Annotated in this window: 14 protein-coding genes and 1 tRNA gene; 4 read left to right on the top strand and 11 right to left on the bottom strand. The window is 69.9% G+C overall.

Going from position 1 to position 16251, the window contains the following annotated elements:
- Nucleotides 1-60: 60 nt before the first annotated feature.
- Complete coding sequence (locus Aph01nite_RS33360; RefSeq protein WP_204045028.1) at nt 61-1038, top strand: GlxA family transcriptional regulator; 978 nt, start codon at nt 61-63, stop codon at nt 1036-1038.
- Here the strand turns inward: Aph01nite_RS33360 and Aph01nite_RS33365 are convergent.
- The gene (locus Aph01nite_RS33365) at nt 995-2656 is read right to left on the bottom strand and encodes a SpoIIE family protein phosphatase (RefSeq protein WP_204045029.1); all 1662 of its coding nucleotides are present in this window, start codon (nt 2654-2656) and stop codon (nt 995-997) included. The two genes, Aph01nite_RS33360 and Aph01nite_RS33365, sit on opposite strands and share 44 nt — an antisense overlap.
- A gap of 99 nt (nt 2657-2755) precedes the next feature.
- Between Aph01nite_RS33365 and Aph01nite_RS33370 the strand changes: the two genes are divergently transcribed.
- The gene (locus tag Aph01nite_RS33370) at nt 2756-3091 is read left to right on the top strand and encodes an STAS domain-containing protein (protein ID WP_204045030.1); all 336 of its coding nucleotides are present in this window, start codon (nt 2756-2758) and stop codon (nt 3089-3091) included.
- Nucleotide 3092: 1 nt separating this feature from the next.
- On the opposite strand, the gene Aph01nite_RS33375 is transcribed toward Aph01nite_RS33370, so the two are convergent.
- Together Aph01nite_RS33375 and Aph01nite_RS33380 are read right to left on the bottom strand one after the other, a co-directional pair.
- On the bottom strand, nt 3093-3263 hold the full coding sequence (locus Aph01nite_RS33375; protein WP_275419324.1) for a DUF6203 family protein: 171 nt from the start codon (nt 3261-3263) through the stop codon (nt 3093-3095).
- 90 nt (nt 3264-3353) lie between these two features.
- Entirely contained in the window at nt 3354-4547 is a 1194-nt protein-coding gene (locus tag Aph01nite_RS33380; protein ID WP_204045032.1) for an endo-1,4-beta-xylanase, read from the bottom strand.
- A 443-nt stretch (nt 4548-4990) separates the two neighbouring features.
- Between Aph01nite_RS33380 and Aph01nite_RS33385 the strand changes: the two genes are divergently transcribed.
- The gene (locus Aph01nite_RS33385; protein WP_204045033.1) at nt 4991-5914 is read left to right on the top strand and encodes a GNAT family N-acetyltransferase; all 924 of its coding nucleotides are present in this window, start codon (nt 4991-4993) and stop codon (nt 5912-5914) included.
- A 222-nt stretch (nt 5915-6136) separates the two neighbouring features.
- Here the strand turns inward: Aph01nite_RS33385 and Aph01nite_RS33390 are convergent, their stop codons facing one another.
- The 4 genes from Aph01nite_RS33390 to Aph01nite_RS33405 all read right to left on the bottom strand — a co-directional run bounded on the left by Aph01nite_RS33390 (nt 6137) and on the right by Aph01nite_RS33405 (nt 10886).
- Complete coding sequence (locus Aph01nite_RS33390) at nt 6137-6475, bottom strand: Imm51 family immunity protein (protein WP_275419325.1); 339 nt, start codon at nt 6473-6475, stop codon at nt 6137-6139.
- Nucleotides 6476-6693: 218 nt separating this feature from the next.
- A tRNA-Ala gene (locus Aph01nite_RS33395) sits at nt 6694-6766 on the bottom strand.
- Between the two features lie 74 nt (nt 6767-6840).
- Nucleotides 6841-8286 (bottom strand): vWA domain-containing protein, encoded by a 1446-nt coding sequence (locus Aph01nite_RS33400; RefSeq protein ID WP_204045034.1) that lies wholly within the window; start codon nt 8284-8286, stop codon nt 6841-6843.
- A gap of 98 nt (nt 8287-8384) precedes the next feature.
- On the bottom strand, nt 8385-10886 hold the full coding sequence (locus tag Aph01nite_RS33405; RefSeq protein WP_204045035.1) for a LuxR C-terminal-related transcriptional regulator: 2502 nt from the start codon (nt 10884-10886) through the stop codon (nt 8385-8387).
- 30 nt (nt 10887-10916) lie between these two features.
- Here Aph01nite_RS33405 and Aph01nite_RS33410 point away from each other — a divergent pair, with 30 nt between their 5' ends.
- Entirely contained in the window at nt 10917-11999 is a 1083-nt protein-coding gene (locus tag Aph01nite_RS33410; protein WP_204045036.1) for a phosphotransferase family protein, read from the top strand.
- Here Aph01nite_RS33410 and Aph01nite_RS33415 read toward each other — a convergent pair.
- From Aph01nite_RS33415 to Aph01nite_RS33430, 4 genes are all read right to left on the bottom strand, one after another.
- A complete protein-coding gene (locus tag Aph01nite_RS33415) occupies nt 11996-13423 on the bottom strand; it encodes an ATP-binding SpoIIE family protein phosphatase (RefSeq protein ID WP_204045037.1) in 1428 nt (475 codons plus the stop codon). The two genes, Aph01nite_RS33410 and Aph01nite_RS33415, sit on opposite strands and share 4 nt — an antisense overlap.
- Nucleotides 13424-13465: 42 nt before the next feature.
- The gene (locus Aph01nite_RS33420; protein ID WP_204045038.1) at nt 13466-14131 is read right to left on the bottom strand and encodes a class I SAM-dependent methyltransferase; all 666 of its coding nucleotides are present in this window, start codon (nt 14129-14131) and stop codon (nt 13466-13468) included.
- A 232-nt stretch (nt 14132-14363) separates the two neighbouring features.
- Entirely contained in the window at nt 14364-15200 is an 837-nt protein-coding gene (locus tag Aph01nite_RS33425) for an SCO6745 family protein (RefSeq protein ID WP_204045039.1), read from the bottom strand.
- A 76-nt stretch (nt 15201-15276) separates the two neighbouring features.
- On the bottom strand, nt 15277-16068 hold the full coding sequence (locus tag Aph01nite_RS33430; protein WP_239162173.1) for an aldo/keto reductase: 792 nt from the start codon (nt 16066-16068) through the stop codon (nt 15277-15279).
- Nucleotides 16069-16251: the final 183 nt, after the last annotated feature.

The following is a 16251-nucleotide window of genomic DNA, read 5'->3' on the forward strand; positions in this document are numbered from 1 at the left end:
CCCGTCACGAAATATCGCCTGACGAGTGGCCTGATAGCCAATATGTGAAAGAATCAGGCCATGGCGTACAGACCGCATCGGGTGGCCGTGCTGGCGATGGACGACTTCGCGCCGCTGGACCTCGGCATCCCCGGTCAGGTGTTCTGGTCGGCGGTCTCCGGCGAGCGGCGGCTCTACGAGATCGTGACGTGCACGGCGGGCGGGCTGCCCGTCTCGTGCCGATCCGGGTACCGGGTGCTGCCCGACCACGACCTGTCGGTCCTCGAAACCGCCGACACGGTGATCGTGCCGGGCATCCACGGCGGCTCCGCCTGGGAGAACGGCACCATCTCGGCCGAGGTGGCGGACGCCCTGCGGCGCGCGGCCCGCCACGGCCGGATCATGTCGATCTGCACCGGCGCCTTCGTGCTGGCCGCCGCCGGCCTGCTCGACGGACGCCCGGCCACCACCCACTGGCGCGACGCCGGCCGCTTCCGCACCCTCTTCCCGCAGGTACGGCTCGACCCCGACGTGCTCTTCATCGACGACGGGAACATCCTGACCTCGGCGGGCAGCGCCTCCGGCATCGACCTGTGCCTGCACGTGATCCGCCAGGACCACGGCAGCGAGATCGCCAACCGGACGGCCAGGCGCTGCGTGACCCCGCCGTTCCGGGAGGGCGGCCAGGCCCAGTACATCGAGCAGCCGCTGCCCCAGGTGAGCGGCCTGTCCACCGCGGCCACCCGCGACTGGACCCTCACCCGCCTGCACGAACCCCTCGACCTGGCCGTGCTGGCGAGCCACGCCCAGATGAGCGTACGGACGTTCACCCGCAGGTTCCGGGAGGAGACCGGGCTCAGTCCCGCGCGCTGGCTGACCAGGCAGCGGGTGGAGCACGCCAGGAATCTGCTGGAGAGGACGGATCTGCCCGTCGACGAGGTGGCGCGCCGGTCCGGTTTCGGGACCGCCGTGTCGCTGCGGCAGCACCTGCACGCGGCGGTCGGCGTGGCTCCGCTCAGCTACCGCCAGACATTTCGCGACACGGCGCGTTCCATCTGAGCACGACCACGGCGACGTCGTCCTCGTGGTCCTCGTGGTCCTCGTGGTCCTCGTGGTCCTCGCGCATCAGGGTGCCGAGCAGGCGGTCGCAGAACACGTCCAGATCGGGTTCGGCGGTGGCGGCCAGCTCGCGCAGGCGGGCCAGCCCGTCGAGCAGGTCGCGCCGGTGGTCCTCCACCAGGCCGTCGGTGAACAGCAGCAGCGTGCCGCCGGGCGGGAGGGTGACGCGGCTCTCGGCCGGGCGGTCCAGGTCCGCGCCGAGGATCGGTCCCGGCACGTCCACGTACTCGGCCCCGCCGTCGGTGATCAGCAGCGGCGGGAGGTGGCCGGCGTTGGCCAGTGTGACCTCGCCGGTGGCCGGATCCACCAGGAGCAGGGCGACCGTGGCCAGTTCCTGCGGCAGCAGGCTCAGCATGAGCCGGTTGACCTGCCGGAGGATCTCGCTCAGCGGGTGCCCCTCACTCGCGTACGCCCGTACGGCGTGCCGGATCTCCCCCATGACCGTGGCGGCGTGCAGCGAGTGGCCCATGACGTCGCCGACCGCCACCAGCAGCCTGTCGCCGATCTCCAGGAGCTCGTAGAAGTCGCCGCCGATCTCCTCGGTGCCGGCCGGGACGTACCGGGCGGCCAGGTCGAGGCCGCGGATGGCGGGCAGGTCGCGCGGGAGGAGGCTGCGTTGCAGGGTGAGGGCGATCCTGCGTTCCTCGTCGAAGGAGCGCAGGCCCTCGACGGCCAGGGCGACCGTCTGGCTGAGCTGGCTCAGGACGTGGGGGTCCTCGTCCTCGGTGGTGGCCTGGGTGCCGACCAGAAGGGCGGCGGGCGGGCGGGACTGGACCCGGGCCAGGGCGAGGCGTACCGGGCCGGACTGCGGGAGCAGATTCGCCCAGTCGCGGGCGGGTTCGGTCCTCATGGTGACGCCACGGGCGACCGGCCCGAGCGAAACCGCGGCGTCGCCCACGACCGCGTGACCCATGACCCCTTGCCGTGCGGCCTCCTGCCGCCTGACTTCCTGCCCCGCGGCTTCCCGGGTGCCGGCTTCGTGCCCTGTGGACGGGTCGCAGGTCGCATACCGGACGGCTATTCCGCCGGCGTCGGCGGCGAGGGCCGTGACGGGGGCGGCGAACATGCGGGACGCGCCGCGGGCGGCGGCCAGCAGGAGGTCGTCGAGAGTGGCCGCCGTGTTGACCGCGAGGGTCGCGTCGCTGAGGTCGGCGAGTTTTCCGGCGAGGCGTTCCGCGTGGCGGCGGGCTCGGGCGTATCGGAGGGTGGCGTTGACGGTGGCGAGCAGAAGTTCCGGCTCGATCGGCTCGGTGAGGTAGCCGTCGGCCCCCCGGGTGAGGCCCTGGGTGCGATCCCGCAGCGGCACGGCCGACGCGGCCAGATGGATGACCGGCGTGACGGCGCTCAGGGCCTTGATCCGCTCACACAGCTCGAATCCATCCATGTCAGGCATCTGCACGTCCAGCAACACCAGATCGGGATGCCGGGCATCAACCGCTTCGAGCGTTTCCTTGCCGGTACGAGCGTGGATAACCTGATAACCGGCGTATTCCAGCCAGCCGCCGACGACCGCGCGGTCGGCTTCGATTCCGTCGGCGACGAGGATGTGTTCCACCATCCGACCCCCTCGTCTCTCTGCCAGAGTAGGGAAATCCAAACGACGGCGACATGTTTCCGATACCGGGCATCGTTGTGATAGGACGGCGAAGGGGTGCAGATGCCAGGCCTGCAAGTGCTCACGGACCGCCACGACCCGTATGTCGTGATCACGGTCCTCGGTGACGTGGACACGACCACGATCGCCCAGCTCCAGGAACACGTGGAGCACGCGCGGCGGATCTCACCACACCTGCTCTTCGACCTCGCGGGCATGACGTTCATGGACAGCGCGGGCATCCGGGTCCTGCTCGACGCGTACAACCATGCCCGGGCGAACCAGGGCACGGTCGCCGTCTGCTCCCCGCGTCCCTCCCCCAGGAAGGTCATGGAACTGGTCGGCCTGACCGGTTACATCCCGGTCCACGACTCCCTCACCGAGGCCCTGACGTCCTGACCTATCGGCGTGCGGCGTACTTGCGCCGGGTGTCCTTCCGCGGCGGGACGGGAGCCTTCTCGTTCTCGCCGCGCTTCTTCCGCATGATCCACCAGGCCACCCCGAGTACGACCAGCCCGAGCGGCGTCTTGGAGAGCCATCGCGTCACGAACAGCTGAAATATCCTCTTCATGGCCGTTAACTGCCCTGAAAACGTCAGAGCGAACGGAACGGGACCGCGACACCGGGTGGATCGGCGTCGCGGCCCCGCGCTACTGGAGGGCTACCGCTTCGGATGCTGCGGAATACGCGGCTGCACGTACGGCGGTCCCGAGAAGATCAGGTCCCCCTTGACCGCGTAGAACGCCCGCTTCGGCTGATAGCTCTCGTCGTACAGCGTGGCCAGGCCCTCCGGCGGGTTGCTGAACCAGGTCGGCACCCAGGAGTGGTTGTCCGCGAATCCCCACACCGTGTACGACAGGCAGTGCCGGTTGGCCAGGCACGCCTGCAGCAGCACGCTGTAGTTGTCGGACGACGCCTGCAGCCTCGGGTTGATCTCGTTGGAGTCCCCGGCCTGCACTCCCGGCGTCATCTGGCTGCGCACGTCGACCTCGGTGAACGCGGTCGCCAGGCCCAGGTCCGAGAAGGCGTCCAGCGCCTCCTTCACCTGGAAGACGTTGTAGTTGCCGTACTGCGTGCCGAGGTGGCCCTGGCTGCCGAGGCCGTCGATGGGCACGCCGCTCTGGCGGAGCTGCTTGACCATCTTGTAGACGTACCAGGTCTTGTCCGAGGCTCCCTTGTCGCCGAAAGCCTCAAGGTTGTAGTCGTTGTAGAAGAGCAGGGCGCTGGGGTCGGCCGCGCGGGCCCACCGGAACGCGTCCGCGATGTATCCGGCGCCCAGGTGCTGCGCCCAGAAACCCTTGAGGTGGATCGTCGGCGGGTTGTCCCACGGGTCGCTCGCGGCCTCGTTGACGACGTCCCACTGCCAGATCTTGCCCTTGTACCGCTTGACGACCGTCGTGATGTGCTTGCGCAGCAGCTCACGCAGCTCCGTGGTGCTGATCGTCCCGTTGTTGACGCCCTCGGTCAGCCAGGGCGGCAGCTGGTTCTGCCAGACCAGGACGTGCCCGCGGACCTTCTGGTTGTTCTTCTTGGCGAACTCGATGAGCTTGTCCGCCGGACCCCAGTTGTAGTTCCCCCGCGTGGGCTCCAGGCTCTCCCACTTCATGACGTTCTCGGCGGTGACCGAGTTGAACTGCGACTGCACCAGCTGCCGGTACTGCGGGTCGTTGGCGTCGTCCAGCGCCGCCATGTCCACCGCCGTCCCGAAGTAGAGCCCGTGCCTCGCGCTGAGCGCGCGCAGACTCTGGTCAGACGGATCCGCCGGGGTGCTTCCCGCCGAAACCGGAACCGCATTCAACGTACCGGCCAGCAGCGCCACCACAGCGCTGCCTAGAACCAGGCGCCTCAACCTCATCGAACATCCCTTCGACCCGAGGGCGTACCGTGCACGACTCAGTGACCTTGGGAGCGCAGGTCTGACTGACCGGATCTCCCCGCGAGCCCGGCCATGCCGAAAATGTACCGAAACTTTTCGATACTGTGCCGAAACTTTATGGTACGAGCCAACGGTCGTCAATAACGAGATTCCGACGATCAGCGAACCGCCGTCACCCCCGGCGACGTGAAACCCCACGGAGCCCAACACATGATCACGAACGATAATCGGACAAGCCGAAATCGATCACGGCGCGCACCTATCTGGAATCCGCACGCGGAAAGCGATTATCGATTAACCAGGAAAACTGCCTGCGGGGAATATCGTGGGCTGAATCAGCCCGACGAACCACTCCTCGCGACCGTTAAGTCCTCCGACAGAAGATTTCTGTCAAGTGCTTTTAGCCTTGGTAACCTACAGACATGATCCTTCCCGCCGGGTACGGCTTCCGCGCGCCGACCCCAGACGACCTCGACGCGATAGCCGCGGTGTTGATCGCCGACGACACCGCCGGCGTCGGGCAGAGCGTCCTGGGCGCCGGTCTCGTGCAGGGCCAGTGGAACACCACGGGCTTCGACATGGCCACGGACGCCTGGGTGGTCCTGGACGACTCGGAAACGATCATCGCCTACGGCCACGCGCTCCCCGACGACGAGGGCATCATCCGATCGTGGGGAGTCGTCCACCCCAGTCACCGTTCCCGTGGCATCGGCTCATGGCTGCTGACCCGCATCGACGACCGCGCCCACGCCCTGCTGGCCGATTTCCCGTCCGGCTGTTTCCGCCATTCGATCAGCGCGGACGACCATGCCGCGGCGGCCATGCTCCAGGAGCGAGGTCTACGCCCGGTCCGGCATTTCTGGTACATGGGAATCGACCTGACCGACGCGATCGAACCGGGCCCGGCACCCGACGGAATCGACATCGCCGCCATCAAACCCCCCGATGACCTGACGGCCGTCCACGCCGTCCTCCAGGGAGCCTTCGCCGAAGACTGGGACTACCAGCCGGAACCTTTCGACCAGTGGGCCGGGGAAGCCATCCGGCACCCCAACTACGACCCGGCCCTCTGGCTCATGGCGACCGCCGACGGGGAACCCGTCGGCGCCCTCACCGCGACCGTCGACGGCGACCGCGGCTGGATAGGCGAAGTCGGCGTCCTCCCCTCCCACCGAGGCCGCGGCATCGCCGCCCACCTCCTCCGCCGCTCCTTCGCCACATTCGCCCGCCGCGGCCTCAAAGACGCGATGCTGAACGTCGACTCCGAAAACCCAACCGGCGCCACCGCCGTATACGAACGCGCCGGCATGCGCACCGCCTGGCAATGGGACCTCTGGGAACGCTGACCACCCACCGCGAACATCACGCATTCCGGCAGCCCGAATTCCAGCGCACCCAGGACCCCGTCAGCAATGGCGGCACCAAGCCCGCACCCCTCGTGCTCACACCTGGCGTGATTGGTTCATACGGCCCGCACCGCCCATCACCATCAGGAACGTCGGGGAAGCCCGTCGATGTTGGGCCGGGCATGACCACAGTTGGACCGATCGGCAGCGCGCACGTCGCCGTCAGTCGTCGAACTCGAAGCCGCTGGCACCGGCAGTCGCGACGAGCTGTCGCACGCGGTCAGGATCCGTTGCCACGGCCGCCATCCGCCTCGCCAACTCCTCCAGCGCCTGCCGATCCGTGCCATAAGCACAGAACATTCCGGCCTCAGGATCATAGTCGAATCGGGATTCGAGGTCGGGCACCTCAATGCTGACGAGCAATTGCGCAACGCCTTCCCAGAAATACCCGTTGGGTTCATGCCCCAACTCCTCGATCACCCCGTCCACCTCAGTTGTCCCCGCGTTCAAAAGCAACGAGTAGTTACCAGGTGTCGTCTCAACAAGCTTCAACGGTCGCACACCCGCATATTGGCAGATTCCACTGACAAACGATCACGACTCGAAGCACACCGCCCCCGATCCATCAGGACAGACCGAACCACGGCAACCGCGCTAGCCCGGGGGCGTGGGGGCAGCGCCCCCACACCGGGGGGCTCGGGGGGTCGCCCCCCCGTGTAACGACGAAAAGACCCCGCCGGAGGAAGCAACGCTTCCGACCATGCAGGGTCAGTCGTTCGTGGAGCTATGGGGATTCGAACCCCAGACCCCCTCCATGCCATGGAGGTGCGCTACCAGCTGCGCTATAGCCCCGTGCGTGGTCCGCGACGGTTTCCCTTCGCGGCGCCACGCCAGTGTATAGGACATCGGGCAGGAGGTTGTAACCGTTAACCGAGCGCCCGGGTCCGGGTGATCAGATCGGCGAGTTCGGCGACGGCGGGATCCTCGGTGGTGGTGGCCAGCCGGGTCGGACGGGATGCGAGATCGTCGAGCGTGACACCCGGGATGAGCTCACGCGTACGGAGGTATTCGGCGAAGGACGCCGCCAGGACGGCGATCTGGAACCGGGGGGAGGTGCTCGTCCACAGGTCGGGGGCGAGGGCGGAGGTGTCGAGGGACTGGGTGACCTCGGAGGGGCGGCGCGTGTCGGGGTCCTGCCAGCGGACGGTGGCGGTGGCGAGCTGGCCGCCGGCGTCGCCGCGGAGGCGGACGCGGTAGAGGGCGGTGACGGAGTGGCCCGGGCCTATCTCGCCGCCGTCGCGGGAGTCGTCGCGGAACTCCTCCGGCGCGAGGGCGCGGTTCTCGTACCCGAGCAGGTGGTAGCTCTCGACGAGGCCGGGGTTGAACACGACCTGGGCTTTGGCGTCGCGGGCGCGCAGGTCGAGGGTGGCGGGGAGCTGGTCGACGAAGGCCTTGCGGGCCTCGTCGAGGGTGCTGACGTAGATGGCGGCGCCGTCACCGTTGTCGGCGAGCTGCTCCATGAGTTCGTCGCCGTAGTCGCGGCCGACGCCGACGGAGAGCAGGGTGATCTGCTTGGCGGCGTGTTCGGCGACCCGGTCCAGGATGGTCTGCCAGGACGTGGAGCCGGTGTTGGCGAGCCCGTCGGAGAGCAGGATGACGCGGTTGGTGGCGACGGACCGGAACGCCCGGGACGCCTCCTGGTAGCCGGTGACCAGCCCGTCCTCCAGGTTGGTGGATCCGGCCACCTGGAGGTCGTCGATCGCGCCGTGCAGAGTCTGGCGTTCCGAGACCGGTGTCATCGGGATCAGCAGCCGGGCGGTCTCGCTGAAGGCCACGATGGCGACCTGGTCGCCGGGCAGGAGCTGGTCGACGAGGGTGCGCAGCGAGTCGCGGACCAGGTCGAGCCTGCCTGATTCGCGCATGGAGCCGGAGACGTCGACGACGAAGGTGAGGCTGGCGGGCCGCCGCGCGCTGCTGTCGGTGGCCCGGGTCTGCAGGCCGATCCGGATCAGCGCCTCGCCACCGGGCAGCCGCGCCCCGTCGGTGTGCACGGCGAAGCCGTTGTCGGCCGGCTGCTCGTAGTCCTGCCTGAACGCGTTGATGAACTCCTCCACCCGGACCTGCTCCGGCTCGGGTAACCGGCCTTCCAGGATGGTACGGCGGGCATACCCGTACGACGCGGTGTCCACGTCGAGGGCGAAGGTGGACACCTGCTCGCGGAGGGTGTCCCGCTGGGCGGGAGCCTCCTCGGCGGCACCGGCCACGGGGTCCGGCGGCCGCTGCACCGGGCTGGGGGGCTCGCCCGCGCCCCCGCAGGCGGCGAGCAGCAGAAGGGAGATCGCGAGAACAAGGGCGTACAGTCGTGCTCTCATGGGTCGCCTCCAGGAAACGGTGGTCTTCCGGTACGACGACCTCTTTGAGGGGCAAGCCGGGCCTGTCACTCAAGTGACAGCAAACCGTACTCCCGGCGTTACTCCCCGCCCGCGTCGAGCAGGTCGGCCAGGGCGACCCGGTCGTTGACGCCGGTTCGTTCGTAGACGGCGTACAGGGTGTTGGCGACGGTCCGGATGGACAGGACGAGGCGTTCGGCGATCTCGCGGTTGGTGAGGCCGCGCGCCGCGAGGACGGCGACCTCGCGCTGGCGCGGGGTGAGTCCGGGCACGTCCAGGTCGAGCAGGGCGACGGTGCGGGCGCCCTGGCAGCGCCGGGTCAGCGTCCAGGCGCGGGTCTCGGCCGCCCGGGCCGCCCGCTGGAGTCCCTGGTCGCGGTAGATCAGGGCCGCCCTGGCCGAGGTTTCGGCGGCGTGCAGGAGCATGCCGAAGGTTTCGAAGCCGAGGGAGACCTCGTCCAGGGCTTGCGGGGTGGCGGCGGTGGCGTGCCGTACCAGCAGGGGGAGGAGGGGGCCGTCCACGGGGAGGTCGGCGAGGCGGGCGGCGGCGAGGGACGGCCGGCCGAGGCGGACGAGGTCGTGCAGGCCCACCATGGCGTAGATGGGGTACGGGCTGGCCGCGACGGTCAGGGCGGTCTCGACGGCGCCGGTGATGTCGCCTCGGGCGGCGAGTGTCCAGACGCGGGCGAGCCGGAGCGGGGCTTCGGCGGCGGGCCCGGTGGGCACGGTCACGTCCCGCGCGCGGGCCAGCGTGGCCTCGGCCGCCGCCGGGTCGCCGAGCAGTGCCTGCGCGTGGGCCAGTTCACCCAGGCAGCTGCCGCCGAGCGGGCTGCGCGGCGGCAGCAGCGCGACCGCCTCCGCGGCGGCGGCCAGTGCCTCCCCGACCTGGCCGCCCAGCCGGAGGACCATGGCGCGGTAGGCCCCGAACTGGGCTCTGGATCTGGCCCAGCCGTCCTGGCCGCCGGCGTGCTCGGCGAGCCGCAGGGCCGCCGGCAGGTCGCCGCTGGAGACCGCGATCCTGACCCTGGCCTCGGCCATGGAGGTGCTCATGCTGGGGTTGCGGTCGGCGTGCGGCCCGAGCGTGGCGAACAGGCGGTCGGTCCACTCCTGGAATTCCGCGGCCCGGCCGGCGCAGGCCAGCAGGGACGCCCGGGCGAAGCCGTGGACGAGCACCCCGCGAGGGGTGAGCGGCCCGAGCCGTTCGGTGGCGTCCATGCGGGCGGCGGCGGCGTCCAGATCCCCGGCGTACCCGATGACCGCTCCGCCGACGAAGCCGACGCCCTGGCGCGCGTCGAGGCTGAGCGTCCCGTCGTCGGCCTCGTCCAGGACCCGGAGCGCCTGGTCCGGGCGTCCCAGCCCCCACAGCAGGTTGAACGCGCGGGTGGTCGCGCAGTCCACCCGGTGGTCGCCGGTGAGGCCGGACTCCTGCACCTCCCGGAAGACCTCTTCGGCCTCGGCGTACCGGTCCCGGTAGCCGAGGATGGCGGCGAGGCCGAGCCGTACCGTGGGTCCGCCGCCCGCGTCGATGGCGGCTCTGGCCAGCCGTTCGGCCAGGGCCAGGTCCCGGACCGCCCTGGCCTGGTCGGCGGCGCGGGCGAGCAGGCCGGGGTCGCCGGGCGCGCCGCCGTCGAGCCGCCAGACGGCCGTCCTGAGCACGTCCTCGCGGCGCCGCCCGCCGGCCGCCTCGACCATGGCGGCCAGCCGCCGGTGCACGGCGCGGGCGCGGAGGGTGCCGCAGGACTCGCGGATGACCTCCCCGTAGAGGGGGTGCGCAAGCCGGACCTGGAGGCGCTTGCCGTCCTGCTGGGCGGTGATCAGCTGGCGGGCCTCCAGCTGTTCCAGGACCGGTGAGTCCAGGCCGAGGGGTTCGCCGTAGGCGAGGAGTTCGAGGGTGTCGCGTTCCTCGGCGGTCAGCTCGCCGATGCGGGCGGCGATCGTCTCCCGCAGCGTGCTGGTCAGGGTCAGCTCGCCGTGCCAGAGCCAGAGCCCGCCGACGTCCCGCAGCACCCCGGAGAGCACGAGTTCGCGCAGGTAGAGCGCGTTGCCCTGGCTGATGTCCCAGAGCCGGGCGAGGGTGGCGGTCTCGATCCGGCCGCCGAGCGCCGCTTCGAGCACGCTCCCGGTCTCGGCCAGGGTGAGAGGTTCCAGGTCCAGCCGGGGCAGCAGGCCGTCCTTCCACAGCGCCACGATCGCGTCCGGCGCGGGCGCCCCGCTGCGGACCGTGGCCAGCACCCGGACCCTCCGGTCCTGGGCCAGCCGGTGTACCAGCGCGGCCGACACCGGATCGAGCAGGTGCGCGTCGTCCACCACGAGCGTGCCGGCGTCGATGGCATTGGCCGCCCAGGTCAGCGGGTTGCCCGACGGCGGGGTGGGCGGCAGCAGGTGGGCGAAGGCGCCGAGCGGGATCTCGGCGGCGGCCGCGGTGGCCCGCACCCAGGCGACTCCGTCCTGCTTCTCGACCGCCTGGGACGCCAGGCGGCTCTTGCCCGCCCCGGCGGGACCGACCACGACGCTCCCCCGGGGCGCCGAGCGCAACGCCGCCAGCGGCGCCGACCTTCCCGCGAACGGCCACAGGCTGGGCACGAGCCGAGCATATTTAAGTAGGCCCTACTCATGCGAGCCGATTACCCGACCCAGCAGGATCGGTCCATGGACATCACCGGCCTCGTACGGACCAGTCTCGGCGACCCGACTGCGGAGATCGCCGAACAGCGGGTCGAACCCCTCCCCCACCCGCCCACTTTGTCGACCACCGGCCTGTCCCGGGTACGCGGAGTCACGACAACCGGGCGCCCCTGGTCGTTCGTGGTGAAGTCCATCCATTCCGTACGGCACTGGCCCGGCCTGGACACCGTGCCGGAGCATATGCGCGCCGATTTCGTGGCGCAGTACCCGTGGCGTACGGACGTGGACGCGTACCTCGCGGACGAGCCGTTGCCCGAAGGGCTGCGCATGCCCCGCCTCTACCAGGTGGACGACCTGGGCGAGGACCGCCTGGTCGTCTGGATGGAGGACGTCGAGGCCTGCGCGAAGCCCTGGGATCTCGACCGTTACCGTACGGCGGCGCGGCTGCTCGGCGAACTCGCGGCGAGCCGCCCGGCCACCGCGAGCACCAACCTCGGGCTGCACGCGCTCCACCAGGGGCCGATCCAGAACCTCTTCCTGCCGGCCCTGGCCGATCCGGCGACGTGGCGGCATCCGCTGCTGCCGGGGCCCGACGATCCGCTGCGCGCGGACCTGCTGGCCATCGCGGAGGTGCTGCCAGAGATCATCCGGATGGTGGACGGCCTGCCGTACACGCGCTGCCACGGTGACGCCTGCCCCGCCAACCTGCTGGTGCCCGTGGACGGTTCGGCGGAGTTCGTGGCGATCGACTGGAGCTGGGGCGCTCCGGCCGCCCTGGGGTTCGATCTGGGGCAGTTGCTGGTCGGGCAGTCGAACGACGGGGTCACGGAGCCGGAGGAGCTGCCCGCCGTGCATGACACGATCGTCGCCGCCTACGCGGACATGGTCGGCGCCGACCCCATTCCCGGCTATGTGGGGTCGCTGCTGGTGCGGGGGCTGTGGATGGCGATCCCGCTGGAACGCATGGGCGAGGAACCGACCCCGGAGCTGGCCGAACTCTTCCGCAAGCGGATCGGCCTCGCCCGTTTCGTCACCGGACTGTTCGCCGAGCACGTCCGGCCCGTCATCTAGATCGCCAGCGAGAACCAGACGGTCTTGCCGCCCGCCACCCGGCTGGTCCCCCACCGCGCCGACAGCTGGCTGACCAGGTAGAGGCCCCGGCCGTCCTCGTCCAGACCGGCGGGTTCGCGCAGTACCGGCATGCGATGATCGTCGTCGCTCACCTCACAGAGCAGCGCGTCCGTCCGCAGCAGCCGGACCGTGATCGGGCGCGGGGTGGTGCGCACCGCGTTGGTGACCAGCTCGGAGGCGAGCAGCTGCGCGGCCGGGACGAGATGCCCGAGATTCCAGCTCTCCAGGGTCCGGCCGACCAGCCCGCGCACCCGGCCCGGCGTCGTCACCTGCGGCTCCAGCAGCCACTGCGCCACGTTCTGGCTGGGGATGCCCTTGAACCGGATCGCCAGCAGGGTGACGTCGTCGCCGTGTCCGTCCGGGATCAGGCTGTCGCAGAGGTCCTCGATGGGCTCGCCCTCCGATAAGCGGCGGCGCAGCCGCTCCACGCCCACCAGGATGTCCTCGCCGCGCTCCTCCACCAGCCCGTCGGTGTAGAGCACCAGCATGCTGCCGTCCTGCGCGGCGATCTCGGTGGTTTCGAAGGGGGTGCGCCCCAGGCCGATCGGCGCGCAGCTCGGCGGGGCGAGCACTTCGGCCTTGCCGTCCGGGGCGACCAGGATCGGGGGCAGGTGGCCGGCGCTGGCGATCGTGCAGCGGCGCAGGACCGGGTCGTACACGCAGTAGACGCAGGTGGTGATGGTCTGCGCGGCCAGCCGCTGGGCCATCTCGTCCAGCGAGTGCAGCACCTGCTCGGCGGGCAGATCGAGGGAGGCGAGGGTCTGCACGGCGGTCCGCAGCTGCCCCATGATGGCCGCGGCGTCCAGGCCGTGGCCCATGACGTCGCCCACGACCATCGCGACCCGGCTGCCCGGGAGGGGGATCACGTCGAACCAGTCGCCGCCGACCCGGGCGGCCACGGGCTGGTAGCGGAAGGCGATCTCCAGTCCCGGCAGCTCCGGCGGCCGGCCCGGGCGCATGCCGCGCTGGAGCGTCTCGACCGTCTCCAGCTGCTGCCGGTGCAGCCGCCCGTGGTAGACGGTCAGCGCCGCCGGCACGCCCAGCTGGCCCGCCACCTGCACGTCCGCGTCCCGGAACGGGCCGCGTTCACGTTCCCGCGCGAGTACGGCGCAGCCGATCGCCTTGCCGTACGCGCGGAGCGGGACCACCAGCAGGCCGTCCGCCCGCACGGTCGGCCGGACCGGGCCGTCGTCGTCGGTCCACCGGGCGGGCAGCCGGCCTCGCGGGTCGACGCGGTGCAACGCGCCGCCGTCCAGGTAGACGGCGGCGGCGTCGGCCAGCAGGGGCACGGCCGCCTCGCACAACAGCCGGGTGGCCTGCTCGGGATCGAGGCTGTCCCCGATCGCCCGCATGGCCTCACTCACGAATGAGAGCGTTTCCCCGTCCCACGACACGGGTTTCTCGGCTCAGAACTGGTTGCGGCGGCAGTTGAGAAAGAGCTGGATCTCCGGCGGCGCCTGGGTGGTGGCGGGGGCGTAGGAGATGTCGGTCTCCAGGACGACCGTGAACCCGGCCTCCTCGATGACCGTACGCAGGTCGTCGCGGAGGTAGCCGGTCACCCGTACGGGGGCGCCGAGGAACTGGAAGGGCACGTCGTCCAGGTCGATCTCGACCATGCTCAGGGCGAGCACGCCGCCCGGCGTGAGCACGTCGTGGATCTTCCTGAGGGCGGTGACGATCTGCTCGCGCGGCAGCATGAGCAGCACGAAGAAGGCGACCACGGCGTCGAACCTGCCGAGCGAGTCGTCCAGTTCGGTGATGTCACGCTCGAGGAAGGTGCCCTCGGGAACGTTCTTGCGCGCGATGTCGAGCATGACCGGCGAGATGTCGATGCCGACGACCTCGCAGCCGGCCTCGGCGAACTGCTGCGCCGTCGGGGAGCCGGTGCCGCAGCCGACGTCCAGGACGCGGGCGCCCGGCTGGAGCTGTTTGATCAGCCACTCTCCGGCGGCGATCTGGCCTTCCTTGTGCGGGAACGCGTCGTCGTAGCGGGAACCGATGCGATTGAAGGCTTCCGCCTGCAGCGCGCGGTACTCCTCGCGGGTGCTTCCCGAACTGGATTCAGTTGTCATCTATGCCGCCATTGTGATCAGCCGTCGTCTGCCCACTCTTAGATAGGGGCACATCGTACACAAGTCAAGATATATCGGCGTAAATTCATCGTTTCCGGGGTGCGACGTGCACGATTACCGGTAACTTGCCGGAATTGGACAGTCAAGTTTGCAGTCAAGCGAAGGCCGGATGACCTGCACTACTTTCCCACTATTTTCGGGAACCGCCCAGTCGTGGTGCCAACTTGTCCCCTTAACGGAAGTTCAGCAGGCCCGCCCCCACGACGGCCCGGCCGAACACCCGCGCCAGCTCCGCCAGCCGCTCACATTCCTCATCGTCCAGTACGGCATACGCCGGGAACGCCAGCACATCCGTCCGGTCTTCGATGGCCTGGCGGAACTCCTGGCCATGGTCGGTCAGCGAGAGGCCGTCGCCCAGCAGGCCCCTGGCGCGGAGTCCCTCCTCGGCGGCCGTCCAGGCCTCCTGCGGCCAGCCGCGGGTGGCCTTGAGCAGCGGGTCCATGCCGTGGGCCATGGCCGCGTACAGGATCAGCGCTTCCAGGCCGGTGAGTCCTTCGCTGACCAGCGCGGCGATGTGGCCGTCGCCCCGGTACTCGCGGAGCAGGGTCTGGGCGTGCCACAGCTGGAGCAGGGGGTCGTCCGGCCAGGGCTGCGCCGCGTGCGCGGCGAACAGGGGCCGGCCCTGCACGTGGTGGCAGGCTTCCTCCGCCGCCCGCCGGGCCAGCTCCAGCGTCGCGGGGAGTTCCGGCAGTTCGTGGATCCCCACACGCCGGAGAGCCGACCCGACGGCGTCCAGCCGTGCCGCGATCAGCTTCTCCGGACTGGCGACCTCCCAGACCTGCGGAATCCCCCGTCTCACCAGATCCGGACAAAAGTTGAAAAATGTGGCTATAACTACTTCGGCCGAGACGGCGCCCATGGCTGCCACCCGTGACGCGAAATATCCCGTCATGACGTCGGCGACGCCGAGGTCCCGATAGCGCCTCGGCGCCTCGGGCACGAAGTAGATCATCGCGTGCAACGGCTCCAGCCGTCGCCAGGCCTGCCGCGCCGCCCCGACCGTAGCCATGGTCGCCTCCAATTCCAAAGCGACCGAACATTATTCGGTTCTCGGCGTGACGTCAATACCCTGGCATTTCGGGAGGCTAGTGCCCGAATTCGTCGGAGTCGACGGCGGCCTGTTCGCCGTGGTCGAGGGCGGAGATGGCGGCGACCTGTTCGGGAGTGAGGCTGAAGTCGAAGATGCCGATGTTCTGGCGGATTCGCTCCGGGTCGGAGGATTTGGGGATCGTGACCAGGCCGAGTTCGATGTTCCAGCGCAAAATGATCTGAGCGGGGGTACGGCCGATCTCCCGGGCGATGTCCTGAATGACCGGCTGGGTGAGCACGGCCACGCCCTGACCGCCCAGCGGCGACCAGGACTCGGTGACGATGCCGTGCTGCTGGTGGTACGCGCGGGTTTCCACCCGTGTGACGGCGGGGCTCAGCTGGATCTGGTTCACATCGGGCACGACGCCGGTCTCCGCGATGACGCGGTCAAGGTGCGCCGGCTTGAAGTTCGAGGTGCCGACAGCCTTGAGCCGTCCCGCTTCCAGCAGATCGGCGAGCCCCTGGAAAGCCTGTGCGTACCGGTCGAACTGCGGGTTCGGCCAGTGGATGAGCAGCAGGTCGACGTACTCCAGGCCCAGACGGTCGAGGCTCGCCTGGTAGCCCTCCGCCGCCAGTTCCCGTCCGTGCCAGTGCCGGTCGAACTTCGTCGTGACGAACAACTCCTCCCTCGCCACTCCCGAAGCCTTGATGCCCTTCCCGACCCCGACCTCGTTTCCGTACGCCTCGGCCGTGTCGATCAGCCGATAGCCGGCCTCGATGGCGTCCGCGACGGCACGTTCCGTCTGGTCGTTGCCCATCGGCGAGGTGCCCAGACCCAGCCGCGGCATCTCGGCACCATGAATCAACCGGACAGTAGGCGCCACGCCAGCACTCATACGAACCTCCCAAGTTCTCCACAGTCATACCAAACCCACACCACCGGGGATGCTCCCACCCACCCACCCTCTTACCGGGGCTTCGCCCCCGCCCCCCGCCCTCGCCCTCGCCCCTCGCTTCGCGAGTTGCCCCCC

The organism is Acrocarpospora phusangensis (assembly GCF_016862995.1).
GTDB classification, from domain to species: Bacteria; Actinomycetota; Actinomycetes; order Streptosporangiales; family Streptosporangiaceae; genus Acrocarpospora; species Acrocarpospora phusangensis.